The following is a 12,908-nucleotide window of genomic DNA, read 5'->3' as shown; positions in this document are numbered from 1 at the left end:
ATGAACCTGCCACGTCCGGCGCTGGTTCGCCCTTGCCAAAGCCACCAATCCTGCGCGACGCTGGGGGTTCATCAACCGGATGTCGTCACGCGATGCCGATCAGCGTCTCCACCGACCCGATCCGTCCGACGGAGCGTCAGGCCTTCTGGACCGAGGCGATCTGCCGGTCTTTTGCCAATATCGAGACCAAGCCGCTCGGCTCCACCGTCGTCAGCGGCCACTTCGAGTTCGTCGAGATCGGCGATGCCAAGCTCGTGCGCTTCGACAGCAGCCCGCAATGCTACACCCGCGATGCCAGGCTGGTGAGCCGGGCCGGCTCGGACGAATTCATGTTCGACTTCCAGCGGCGCGGGCGCAGCGCGATGGTGCAAGCCGGCAACGAGGGCACGATCGATCCGGGGTATGGCGTGCTCTATGACGCGCGGCGTCCGTTCGAGGATCGGCTGTTCGGCCCCGAACAGCGCGCGGAACTGCTGATCGCAACCGTCCCCGCCGCGCCGCTGTTGCGGTGCATTCCTGGCGCGGAGCGATTATGCGCCAAGCCTGTGCCGCTATCCGGAACTGTTGCGCGTTCGATTGCCGCGATGGTTCGCAACGCGATTTCATTGCCCGATGCGCCGGGGCGACAGGATGAGCCAGACATCGTCGCCTTTCTGTCGGCTCTGCTGCGTCTCGCCGCGGGTGCCAGCCATCAACTCACCCGTCCCAACCTGTTCCGCCTGATCGATACCTATCTGAGGGCCAACATCGCCGCTGTCCGGCCAGTGCCGGCGCTCGCTGCCGAATTCGGCATCTCGGAGCGGACCTTCCATCGCATCTTCGCCGACCGCGACACCACGTTCGAACGACATGTCCTTCATCTGCGGGTCGAGCTGTTACGCAACCTGCTGCGGCAGGCTTCGCTGGCCAACATTTCGATCGCGAGATTGGCGCATCAGTGCGGGTTTGCCGATGCCGCTCACGCTGCACGCGCGTTCAAGAACAAGCATGGCACCACGCCGCGGGATTTTCGCGCAAGCGTGCCGGTTCGGTTCTAGGATGCGGCTATCGCCTGGCTAGTTTCGTGGTAGCTGCGATACCAGGCCGCGAACCGCTGGATACCGTCCTCGATCGGGGTTGCCGGGCGAAAGCCGACGTCGCGCACGAGGTCATCGACATCGGCATAGGTGGTCGGCACGTCGCCCGGCTGCATCGGCAGCAGTTCCTTGTTGGCCTTGCGTCCCAGCTCACGCTCGAGGATGTCGAGTACGAGCATCAATTCCTGCGGCTTGTTGTTGCCGACATTGTAGATGCGCCAAGGGGCGATGCTCGATCCCGGGTCCTGAATTCCGTCCAGCCCGGGCCCGGGCTGCCCGACCTGCGGCGCACGATCGATCAGGCGGACCAGAGCCTCTGTCACGTCGTCGATATAGGTGAAGTCGCGAAGCATCCGGCCGCCATTGAACAGCTTGACCGGATCGCCGCGGACGATTGCGTCCGCAAACACGAACAGCGCCATATCGGGCCGATACCACGGGCCGTACACCGTGAAGAAGCGCAAGCCTGTGCACGGGATTCCGTAAAGATGGCTGTACGAGTGGGCCATCAATTCATTGGCCTTCTTGCTCGCGGCATAAAGGCTGATCGGATGATCGACATTGTCATGCACCGAGAAGGGCAACTTCCTGTTTGCCCCGTACACAGACGACGAAGATGCGAACAACAAATGGCGGCAGCCATGGTGCCGGCATCCCTCCAGGACATTGGTGAAGCCGACCAGATTGGCGTCGACATAAGCGTGCGGATCCTGCAGCGAGTAGCGCACGCCTGCTTGCGCGGCCAGATGAATGACGACGGGAAACCGATGCCGCGCGAACAGCGCCGGTATCGCGACGCGATCCGCCACGTCCAGCTCTTCAAACTGAAACCGCGGATCGTTGCGCAGGATCGCGAGCCGGGCCGCCTTCAGTTGCGGATCGTAGTATGAATTGAGGTTGTCGAGCCCGACCACGCGATGGCCCGACTGCAGCAACCGTTGCGCCACGTGAAATCCGATGAAGCCCGCGGCTCCCGTTACCAGAATTGCCTGATCCGGCATCATGCGTGCATCCTCCACCAGCCGATGTCATGACGGCTCATGCTTGTCAGTACGCCACCGATTTCGGCCGCCCCACGCCGCAGTAAAGAAAGCCGTTCCGCCTCACCTCCTCCGGAGAGTAGATGTTGCGCAGATCGACAATCACGGGACAGGCCATGATGGTGGACAATTCCTTGAGATCCAGCGCCCGGAACTGCTCCCATTCAGTGACGATGACGAGCGCGTGGCATCCTTTCGCGCAACGATAGGCGCTGTCGCAAAAGGTGACGTTCTCGAACACCTTCTTCGCCTGCTCCATGCCGACGGGATCGAAAACGCGCACCTCGGCCCCCATGTCCTGCAGCGCGGTGATCAGCGGAATGGATGGCGCGTCGCGCATGTCGTCGGTATCCGGCTTGAACGTTACGCCGAGCACCGCAATGGATTTGCCCCGGATGTTGCCGCCGAACGCATTCGCGACCTTGCGTGCCATCGCCCGCTTGCGCTGGTCGTTGACGGCGACCACCGTTTCGACGATGCGCACCGGCGCCTCGTTGTCCTGACCGGTCTTGATCAGCGCCATCGCGTCCTTTGGAAAACAGGAGCCGCCGAAGCCCGGCCCCGCATGCAGGAATTTCTGGCCGATCCGGTTGTCGAGCCCGATCCCGCGCGCGACTTCCTGCACATTGGCGCCGACCTTTTCGGCGAGATCGGCGATCTCGTTGATGAAGGCGATCTTGGTGGCGAGAAAGGAGTTGGCGGCGTATTTCGTCAATTCGGCGGTGCGGCGATCGGTATAGAGGATTGGGGACGCGTTGAGGTGAAGCGGCCGGTACACCTCGGCCATCACGCTGCGGGCGCGCGCGTCGTCCGTTCCGATCACGATCCGGTCGGGATGCTTGAAGTCGCGGATCGCCGCCCCTTCGCGCAGGAATTCGGGATTGGAAACGACAGCAACTTTGGCGTCGGGATTTTCCTCGCGGATGATGCGCTCGACCTCGTCGCCGGTCCCGACCGGGACCGTCGACTTGGTGACCACCACCGCCTGGTCGGGAAGCACGGCCGCGATCTCGCGCGCCGCCGCATAGACATAGGAAAGATCGGCATGGCCATCGCCGCGGCGTGACGGCGTGCCTACCGCGATGAACACCACTTCGGCACCGCTGACGGCCGATTTCAGATCGCTCGAAAATGAAAGCCGGCCTTGGCCAACGTTTCGCGCCACCAGTTCGGCCAGTCCGGGTTCGTGGATCGGCATCTCCCCGTCTTTGAGGCTCGCAACCTTCTCCGCATTGCTGTCGATACAGACGACCTGATGGCCGAAATCGGAAAAGCACGCCCCTGACACCAGCCCGACATAGCCGGCGCCAATCATCGCTATATGCATTACGGTTCCTGTCTGAAAAAGCCGCGCGGCCCAACGCCGCGCCGGCGGAGAGGCGGTGAAACGACGAGCTAGCTGCTCAATATCGATTCGCCGTCGAGATGCCGGGGAAAGAAGAAGAAGTTGTTGACGTAGAACTGTCCGTTCTTGCGGCCGCCGTCTGGCCGCAGCGCATCTGCATCCTGAAGCCTTCGGGAATCGAACTGTTCCACTCCAATCACGTCGTTGTCCTTCAGGAAGAACCCCCGATAGGATTTGTTCCGAAAGAATTCGAACACCAAGCGGGTCGCCTCGGTGCGATGCCGGTCCTCCGCCTCGACCAGGAATACCGGCTGGCAGCGCTCCAGAAGCTCGACGGCGCCGTTCAGCACATTCAACTCGTGGCCTTCGACGTCGATCTTCACGAACGCCACGTCCTGGTCGATCACAGCGTCGAGCCGCGCGATCGGCACATGAGCGGAAACGACCTTCGCCGATGAGTCGGCTCGCGCCTCCAGCGAGGCAAGGCCGTACACCAAACCATCTTCGCCTTGCGGGATGAACAGCTCGGCATCGCCGTCATGATCCGACAGCGCGATCTCGTGAACGCTCACATTGCGCGCCGAGGTTCGGCGCAGCAACCTCGCCATCTGCTGCGAAGGCTCGAAGGCGTGGACCTGGCGGGAAAGCCGCGCCAGCCGCCGCGTGTAGAGGCCGCAGTTTGCGCCGACGTCGACCGTCACCGCGTCGTCGGGAATGACCTTGTCGAGATAGGACAGTTCCCGCTCCGCTGATTTGGGGCGCTTCATGAAGTGCCATTGCAGCCATATCGAGGGAAACGCATCCTTCACCAGCTCCTTGACGTGTTGTTTTGTGTTCATCGCTGCCTCCCTTCGTGTCGCGCGCGCACGCCTCGTAGCGACGTGCCTCGCCCTCGATGCGGATGCTGCCTCCCACCCCACCACACCTCAAACGCGGTCATAGATATCCTGCACGCGGACGATGTCGTCCTCCCCGAGATAGGCGCCCGACTGGACCTCGATCAGGTTGAGGGGAACCTTTCCGGGATTCTCCAGACGATGCATGCATCCCAAAGGGACGAAGATCGACTCGTTCTCGCGCAGCAGGATTTCCTCGTCGTCGCGCGTAACGATTGCGGTGCCGTTCACCACGACCCAATGCTCGGCGCGATGATAATGTTTCTGCAGCGACAGCTTGGCGCCGGGATTGACGGTGATGCGCTTGACCTGAAACCGCTCCCCGGCATGGATCGATTGATAGTATCCCCAGGGGCGATGGACGCTGTGGGTCTGGGTCGCCGAGCGATGGCCGTTTGCTTTCAGGCGCTCGACCAGTTTTCCGACGTCCTGGTCGCGTTTCCGGCTGGTCACCAGCACGACGTCCGGCGACGTGGCGATGACGAGATCCTCGACGCCGAGCGCCGCGACCAGTTGCCCGTCGCCCCGCACGTAGCAACCCGAAGCATCTTCCACCACCGCATCGCCAATCACGACATTACCCGACGAATCCTTCTCCGCCATCGACCACAGCGCCGACCAGCTTCCGACATCGCTCCAGTCGAACGTGGCGGGAACCACCACCGCATTGTCGGTCTTCTCCATGATCGCGTAGTCCATCGAGATGCTCGGACAGGCCTCGAAAGCGCGCTCATCGAGCCGGAGAAAATCAAGGTCGCGGGTTGCGCCCGTCAGCGCCTTGCGACAGGCGGCCAGGATCTCGGGCGCCCGGTGCGCCAATTCGTCGATGAACTGACGCGCGGGCAGCAGAAATATCCCGCTGTTCCAGACATGCTCGTCGCAGGCCAGCAGGCGCTCGACCGTCACCAGATCCGGCTTCTCGACGAAGCTGGCGACATTACGAATCGGAGAAGCGGCTTCCAGCTCATCGCCCATCCGGATATAGCCGAATCCGGTTGCTGCCGACGAAGGCCGCACGCCGAACAGGACGAATCGGCCGCAGCGCGCGGCCGTGATGCCCGTCGATATGGCGGCGCGAAACGCAACGTGATCCCGCACCCAGTGGTCGACCGGCATCGCCAGTATCACGGCGTCGGGATCGGCTTCGCTGGCGAGCAGGGCTGCAACCGCAACCGCGGGAGCAGTGTTTCTTCCGAACGGCTCGAGCACGATGGTCGGACGGTCGACGCCGACCGCGCGCAACTGCTCGCCGATCGCAAAACGATGCTCGGCATTTGCAATCACCATCGGGTCGGTAAACAGCGAGCGGTCGTCGACCCGTAGCGCCGTTTGCTGCAGCAGGGTGTTCTCGCCGAGTAGCGAGAGCAGTTGCTTGGGATAGGTTTCGCGCGAAAGCGGCCACAGCCGCGAGCCGGCGCCACCGGACAGGAGAACGGGTACGATACGGCCGCGCGGCTCGATCATCGGCATTGCATGGTCCTTCGATGTTGCGACGGTGAGGTCGGTCAGAATCCGCTTCCGGACAGGAATTCTTTGCGGATGGTGCGGATGATGATCATGATGTCCATGCGCAGCGACCACCTCTCGATATAAACGAGATCGTAGTCGATCCGCGAAACCGCAGGACCGAACTCGGCCGTGCTTCCCCTGCATCCGCTGACCTGCGCGAGCCCGGTAATGCCCGGCCGCGCCGTATGCCGCTGAAAATAATAAGGCACGAGGTGTTCGTATGGCAGATCTGCCGCCAGCATTCCCGGCACATGCGGCCGCGGTCCAACCAGCGACATATCGCCTTTGATCACGTTGATCAGTTGCGGAATTTCGTCGAGGCTGGTCTTGCGCAGAATTCGCCCCACCGGCGTCACGCGCGCGTCGCCCTGAACCGTCTGCTTTACGCCGCGCACATCGCCCGCATCCGCGCGCATGGTGCGGAACTTGTAGATCTTGAAGCGGCGGTTGCGATAGCCGTATCGGTACTGGAAGAACAGCACCGGGCCTGGCGACGTCAGCTTTATCGCAACTGCGATGACGATCAGGAGCGGCGCGAAGAACAGCAATGCGCCGCTTGCCGCAGCAATATCGAACACACGCTTTGCAATCGACGAGGATGGTTCGTTTCGCGCCCTTCGGCGCGACCGCCGGCGGGCTCGATACGCGCCATGCGTACCGCCGCCGGCAAACTCGACAGGACGGACTGATATCTCAGTTCGCTCTCTTCGAATCGGCGTAACGTTGCTCCTCGGCGCAACGTCGCTCCGATCGAAGTTGGCTGTCACGATGGAGGCCATGACTCTCCTCTCTGCGGGAACCGGACTGTGATCGAACGCGTGGAGTTACTCGACAGCGAGCGCGACGATTTCGCAGCAGCGAACGTCCGCACTTCGCGGTCGCTAAGACTTTCCAGAATTTTGAGCGAAGTTTGGCGCAAATGCGAAAGCGGTGCCGCATCACCGCGGAACTGAATCGTTAACGAGATTTGTGCGACGCGATATTCCGATTTGTTCGGAGATGCTTAGTGTCGATTTGCCAGGTTAATGAGCTGCGCGTGACTCGAGGCTGCCATGCATAATCGAAAAGCGCGGAACAAAATCCATTGTTCGTTTCTCGATGAATGTAGCGTCGCTGCACGGGCAACAAATGCCTGTCTCGTCGTTGTTTTGTTAGTCGAAGGCCAAGCGATCCTCTGCAGCGTGACGACTGGTGGTGATTAAGGCGCACGGCTGCTGCGGTGATCGCAAGGTTGGAAAAGAAAACAGAGACGGCAGCGATTCGCGAGCCGTCCACCTAGCGGAACGCTTCCAGGGAGGCGCTCATGATGGCCCAACGTCTGCACAGCCGTGCGCTGGTGCCGGTGCCGCACAGCACATTGTCGCCCGATCGCAGGCTGAGGAACCGCATCATCATCGCAAACGCGGCGGCGTGGATTGCGATCGTGATCCTGATCTGCCTGCTCTTTTACTAGCTTATCAGCCATTATGCCGGTGGCTGCATCTCAAGGATCTTGCGTCATGGATTGACCGCCGCACGGTTCCATGATCGACATCTCACATTATGCACCGATCGCCCGCGGCACCTTCGCGCTCCGTTAACGCTTCAGCGCCTGCCGGTACACGCATCTATGCGGTCGGCGACATTCATGGCCGTGCCGACCTGCTGAGCGAGATCATTGCACGCATCGACGATGACATAAGGCGTAGACCGATCGCGCATACGGTCGAGATCTATCTCGGCGATTACGTTGACCGCGGACCGCACTCCAAGACCGTGATCGATCTGCTCACGGTCCGACTCGTTGCCAATCACGCTGTGTGTCTACGCGGCAACCACGAGGCCGTGATGGAAGGGTTCCTTCAGGATCCGGCCATCCTGCAGTATTGGCTGCAACTAGGCGGCATGCAGACGCTTGCATCGTATGGCGTTGAACTACATGACGAAACCGCGACGGCGAGCGAGCTGCATCGCCGCTTTCTCGACGCGTTTCCGCGTGCACACCAACTGTTCATGCAGTGCTTGCGCAATCAATTCAGTTGCGGCGATTTCCTTTTCGTGCACGCCGGCATTCGTCCGGATGTCCCGATCGAGCATCAGGATCCCAACGATCTGATTTGGATTCGCGATGAGTTCCTGGGCTCTACGCTGGATCACGAACAATTCATCGTGCACGGCCATACGCCGGTGCCGCATCCGGATGTCAGGCATAACCGAATCAACATCGATACTGCTGCGTGGCGGACGGGAACATTGACCTGCATTGCGATCGAAGGATCGGCGATTCTCTTCCTGTGACTCGCATGCAACGTTTCGTTAACGCATGCGCGCATGTTGGGCACATGGAACTTCGTCATCACATTCTTTCGCCGTTTTTGCTTCCCTATCATCCGCGGCTGTTACGTGCATTCATGGAGATGCAGCCATGCAGCAACGGTCGTCCAGCGCCGGCCCGACGCTTTCCTCTCTTCTCTTCGTCCTTGTAATCGCCGGCATCACTGCCGGATTTTCGATTCGTGCTTCAGCACAAACGCCGCCATCCGCATCGTCTGCGGAGCGTTACGTACTCGGTCCGAACGATCGAATCAGGCTGAAGGTCTACGGCGAACCTGACATCACCGGCGAGTATGAAATCGACAATGGCGGTCAAGTTTCGATTCCGCTCGCCGGTCACATCAAGGCTGCAGGCGCCACGACGCGGCAGCTTGAAAAGGCGATAGCATCCGCGCTTGCAAAGGGAATCGTGCGCGATCCGCGCGTCAACGTCGAGATCGCGCAGTATCGCCCGTACTACATCCTCGGCGAAGTGAAGAAGAGCGGCGAGTATCCATACCGCAACGGGTTGACGGTCATGGACGCGATCGCAAGCGCCGGCGGATTCACGTACCGCGCCAACGAAAGCAAGGTCTATCTCCGCCGTGCAGGTGCCGGTGCGGAAGAGACCCACCCTCTCGATGCTCCCGTTCCGGTCTATCCCGGCGACAACATTAGGGTTCCGGAGCGCTACTTCTAGCGTTTCGGAATTGCAGATGAGGTGATGCCGCTCATGAGCGGATGATGGCGCGCATGTCGCGCTGTTGTCACAGTTCGCATTTTGCAGATGCGAAATATTTTGCGACGCGAGGAAAACTTTTTCCGGCAAGGCGCGTTGCAAGCGAGCGCATCACTTCAATCTCACAACTCAAAACCTTGCGCCCGCGTACCGAGTAGAGGCCTGCCGTTCTTATGCGCAGTCGACGATCATTATTTGAGCGATGGGCCTCGCCCGATAAGTGTTCGCCGCCTTCGCGTTCCCGCAAGGGATGGGTGATGGGATTCGAGTCTGCATCGCAGAATACGTCTGAGCGACGCGGAGAGCGATCGCATTCCATAACCGTGCCCGCGCCGCTTCAGCTTCAACCTGTTGCCTGCTCCGGCGGCTGCCATCCTGCTCGGTCTCGGATCGTCCGCAAATGCACAAGCCATTCCGTGGACCAGCGGAGAGTTCGCTTCACCCTGGAACGCGCAGAAAATCTTTGAACCGTCATCGCTGCCGGACAGGACCGATCCGGACAACCGCGAAGAGATACCGCCCGAGGACATGCCGGTGAAAAAGCGACAACAGCCTGGCTATGAGCCCGTCGGCATTCGCTCCGGCTCCTGGATGTTCAACCCGTCGCTGACCGCCGGTACTTTTTACGACAGCAACGTGTTTGCGTCGAACACCGCGCCGCGTTCCGACATCGCGGCGGTGATCGAGCCGACGCTGCGCGCGCATTCGCTATGGGGGCGGCATGGTGTCGACCTGAAGCTGGATGCGCAGTCGACGACCTATAGCCAGTTTTCGAGCCTGAACCAGACCAATGCCAGCCTGAAGGGCAATGGCTGGCTGGACATTACGAAAGACACGATGCTGCTGGGCAGCTTTCAGATCGCACATCTGAACGAAGGCGTCGGCACGCTCACTTCCCCCACCAACGCCATATCGCCGACGCCATACAATCTGATGTCCGGCGACGTCACGCTGCGCAAGGAATTCAACCGGCTCACGACCTCGGTCGGCTTCCGTACCGATTCCTACGACTACGGATCGACGCGCGCGCAGGACGGCACCGTCATCAACCAGGACGCCCGCGACGGACAGATCTACGCGCTGCACAGCCGGATCGACTATGCGATTTCTTCCACCCTCGGCTGGTTCGGCGGCGTGGAAGGCAATCAGCGCGACATCAGGGGGACGCCAGGCCACACGCTGGACTCGCAAGGCTATCGCGCGCTGACCGGCGTCACGGTCGGCTTGAGCAATCTGGTGACCGGCGAGTTCGGCGCCGGCTATGTCCAGCAGCGTTTCGACGATCCGTCGATCGGCAACATCGAAGGCCCCTCCTACCGCGCGCGGCTGACGTGGCGGCCCACCCGTCTGCTCGATGTGCATTTCAATGCCGAACAGCTCGTCACGCAGACCACCGACACCAGCGCCACCGGCGTGCTTGCGAATGCGGTTCAACTCGGCGTCGACTACGAGCTGCGGCGCAACGTGATCGTATCGCTCGCGGGCGGTTACGAGAACGACCGGTTCTTCGGCCAGGTCCGCAAGGACAACGTGCTGACATCAGACACGCGGGTCAAATATCTCATCAACCGCTTCGGCGCCGTTTCCGCCTACTACCGCTACACCAAGCGCGACAGCGACGTTCCCGTCTTCAGCTTCGACAAACACCTGGTAGGAATGAATGTTACAGCGCAATTCTGACCTGCCCTATGTGATCCCCGACGAGCCTGCCGCCCGACCTGCGGAAAGCTGGCAGTATCCGACCGTCGATCTGCGCGAAATGGGCCGCATCCTGCGCCGTCGCTACAAGCTGGTGGTATTGCCGGTAGCCGTCCTGCTCGGGTTGGCGCTGACCTACCTGATGCTCGCGACTACTTTATATACGGCGACGTCGACCGTGCTGGTCGATCCGCGCCGCGCCAATGTCGTCGAAACCAACCAGTCCGTGCTGTCGAATTTCGGCACGGACGATGCAACCATCGAAAGCCAGACGCTGCTGATTCAGTCGGTTGCGATCCTGGTGCGCGTCGTCGGCAAGCTTAAGCTGACGGAGGATGCGGAATTCAAACCCAAACCCGGCCTCCTCGATCCGATCAAGCCGCTGCTCAGCATGTTCAGCAGCAGCGGGCCAAGCGACGGTGCAAGCGCCGAAGACGCCGCCAAGGCGCGATCGGTCGAGATCCTTCAGAGACGGATGAAGGTAACAAGGCAGGGCACCACCTTCCTCGTCGATATCGCCGTCAGTTCGGAATCGCCGCAGAAGGCCGCAACCATCGCCAACGCGGTTGCGGACGCCTATTTCGACGAGCAGGTCCGCGCCAAACACGACGCCACGCGTATTGCCGCGAGTTGGCTCAACGGCCAGATCGACGAGTTGAAGTCGCGAGTCGTTGCGTCCGAGAAAGCGGTCGAGGATTATCGTTCGGCCAACAACCTGATGGTCTCGCAGGGCGTAACCCTCAACGACCAGCAGCTCACCGACCTCAATAACAAGCTGATCGCCGCGCGCGTGCAGACGGCGGAGGCGCGGGCAAAGTACGAGCAGGTCCAGGACATCGCGAAATCAGGCGGCGATCCCGGCGGCATCAACGCAGCCATTTCCTCGGAAATGATCACCAAGCTGCGCACGCAATATGCCGACATCGCCAAGAACGAGGCGGATCTATCCAGCAAATACGGCACGCGTCATCCCCTCGTCGCCAATGTGCGGGCGCAGCGGCGCGACACCCAGAAGCTGATCAACGACGAAATCCGGCGAATACTGGAGAGCACGAAGCACGACTATGACGTCGCGCGTTCGCGCGAGGTGTCCCTGCAGCAGAACCTGGACCAGCTCCAGGGCGTGTCCACTTCCTCCGGCCAGGCGCAGGTACGCTTACGCGAACTGCAGCGCGAGGCCGAGGCCAGCCGCACGCTCTACGAATCCTATCTGGCGCGCTCCAAGGAAACCACCGCGCAAGAGAGCCTGGAGATGCCGGATTCCCGGATCGTGACCAAGGCCAGCATCCCGATCAGGCCGTCGTCACCCAAGACGATGCTGATCCTGGGGCTTGCCCTGATGCTCGGGCTCGGGGCGGGCAGCGTGCTGGCCTTCCTCACCGACTATCTTGACGGCCGCGTCAAGACACTCGAACAGGCCGAATCCATTGCGGGTGTCCCGGCCCTTGCCGCGGTGCCGTTGATCGGCACGCGAGAGCTGGCCCGTCTCGCGCGGCGCGGACGCAGCGAACTGGACAGCTACGATCCGAAGACCACCAAACTGCTGCCGCCGGCGTTGCAGCCGCCTTTGACGCGTTACGCGATCGACGAGCCTGGCACGTTCTTCGCGGAGGCCATCCGCGCGGTCCGCCTGTCGCTGCAACGGACGATGCGGTCGCAGCCGGTGAAGGTCGTGCAGGTCACCTCGGCACTCGACAGCGAGGGCAAAACCACGCTTGCCATCAACCTGGCGCAGTCGCTGGCGACCCTTGGCATCCGAACGCTGCTCATCGATGGGGACCTCCGCAATCCACAAGTGACCCGTTCCCTGTGTCCGCGCGCCGAGGCCGGACTGCTGGAAGTCGCGATCGGACACGTCGCCCCGGAACGCGCCGTCCTCGTGGATCAAAGCACCGGGCTCTCTGTGTTGCCGTCGACCAGGATCAAGCACGTCGAGTTCATCACCGAACTGATGTTCTCCGACCGGATCGTCGACGTGCTCGATTATTTCCGCCACCGCTACGAATTGATCGTGATCGACTCGCCGCCGCTGGTGCCCCTGGTCGATGGCCGCGCGCTCGCCGAACTGGCCGATCGCATCATCCTGGCGCTCGCGTGGGACCAGACCCCCCGCGAAGTGCTGTCCCATGCCATGGACCTGCTGTCCCCCGTCAGTGACCGGATCATGGGAACGGTACTGACCCGCGTCGATCTCAGCCGCCTGCAATTCTATGACTATTACCGCAGCTCGGCTTACCTGAAGCCATACGGCACCGCGGGCCTGCATGCCGGAGCGGCCCGGTGAGAGCGCGCGGACCGCTAAATGGATCGGCC

General features: G+C 61.5%; 11 protein-coding genes. 6 read left to right on the top strand and 5 right to left on the bottom strand.

Features of this window, described 5'->3' with window-relative positions; all coding sequences use genetic code 11:
• Positions 1 to 92 precede the first annotated feature (92 nt).
• Positions 93 to 1,037 carry a helix-turn-helix domain-containing protein gene (locus V1290_RS23555; RefSeq protein WP_334366585.1) on the top strand — a complete coding sequence of 315 codons (945 nt, stop codon included), beginning with the start codon at positions 93 to 95 and terminating at the stop codon, positions 1,035 to 1,037.
• Here V1290_RS23555 and V1290_RS23550 read toward each other — a convergent pair.
• The 5 genes from V1290_RS23550 to V1290_RS23530 all read right to left on the bottom strand — a co-directional run bounded on the left by V1290_RS23550 (position 1,034) and on the right by V1290_RS23530 (position 6,444).
• Entirely contained in the window at positions 1,034 to 2,077 is a 1,044-nt protein-coding gene (locus V1290_RS23550) for an NAD-dependent epimerase (protein ID WP_334369151.1), read from the bottom strand. The two genes, V1290_RS23555 and V1290_RS23550, sit on opposite strands and share 4 nt — an antisense overlap.
• Before the next feature lie 46 nt (positions 2,078 to 2,123).
• A complete protein-coding gene (locus V1290_RS23545; protein WP_334366584.1) occupies positions 2,124 to 3,443 on the bottom strand; it encodes a UDP-glucose dehydrogenase family protein in 1,320 nt (439 codons plus the stop codon).
• A gap of 68 nt (positions 3,444 to 3,511) precedes the next feature.
• A complete protein-coding gene (locus V1290_RS23540) occupies positions 3,512 to 4,300 on the bottom strand; it encodes an FkbM family methyltransferase (protein ID WP_334366583.1) in 789 nt (262 codons plus the stop codon).
• A gap of 87 nt (positions 4,301 to 4,387) precedes the next feature.
• Positions 4,388 to 5,821: a mannose-1-phosphate guanylyltransferase/mannose-6-phosphate isomerase gene (locus tag V1290_RS23535; RefSeq protein ID WP_334369150.1), complete on the bottom strand. Its 1,434-nt coding sequence runs from the start codon at positions 5,819 to 5,821 to the stop codon at positions 4,388 to 4,390.
• Positions 5,822 to 5,862: 41 nt separating this feature from the next.
• A complete protein-coding gene (locus V1290_RS23530) occupies positions 5,863 to 6,444 on the bottom strand; it encodes a sugar transferase (RefSeq protein ID WP_235782730.1) in 582 nt (193 codons plus the stop codon).
• A 725-nt stretch (positions 6,445 to 7,169) separates the two neighbouring features.
• Here V1290_RS23530 and V1290_RS23525 point away from each other — a divergent pair.
• The 5 genes from V1290_RS23525 (at position 7,170) to V1290_RS23505 (ending at position 12,879) form a co-directional block, all read left to right on the top strand.
• Positions 7,170 to 7,319: a hypothetical protein gene (locus V1290_RS23525; RefSeq protein WP_334366582.1), complete on the top strand. Its 150-nt coding sequence runs from the start codon at positions 7,170 to 7,172 to the stop codon at positions 7,317 to 7,319.
• A gap of 89 nt (positions 7,320 to 7,408) precedes the next feature.
• Positions 7,409 to 8,143, top strand: a complete 735-nt coding sequence (locus V1290_RS23520) for a metallophosphoesterase family protein (RefSeq protein ID WP_334366581.1) — start codon at positions 7,409 to 7,411, stop codon at positions 8,141 to 8,143.
• A gap of 127 nt (positions 8,144 to 8,270) precedes the next feature.
• Entirely contained in the window at positions 8,271 to 8,858 is a 588-nt protein-coding gene (locus V1290_RS23515) for a polysaccharide biosynthesis/export family protein (RefSeq protein ID WP_334366580.1), read from the top strand.
• A gap of 573 nt (positions 8,859 to 9,431) precedes the next feature.
• Complete coding sequence (locus V1290_RS23510; protein WP_334366579.1) at positions 9,432 to 10,577, top strand: outer membrane beta-barrel protein; 1,146 nt, start codon at positions 9,432 to 9,434, stop codon at positions 10,575 to 10,577.
• Complete coding sequence (locus V1290_RS23505) at positions 10,558 to 12,879, top strand: AAA family ATPase (protein ID WP_334366578.1); 2,322 nt, start codon at positions 10,558 to 10,560, stop codon at positions 12,877 to 12,879. Before V1290_RS23510 ends, V1290_RS23505 begins: the two co-directional genes overlap by 20 nt.
• The last annotated feature ends 29 nt before the right edge of the window (positions 12,880 to 12,908 follow it).

Source organism: Bradyrhizobium sp. AZCC 1578 (assembly GCF_036924675.1).
Lineage (GTDB): Bacteria > Pseudomonadota > Alphaproteobacteria > Rhizobiales > Xanthobacteraceae > Bradyrhizobium.
The sequence above is the reverse complement of the archived record's forward strand: the minus strand, read 5'-3'. Positions and strand labels throughout refer to the sequence as shown.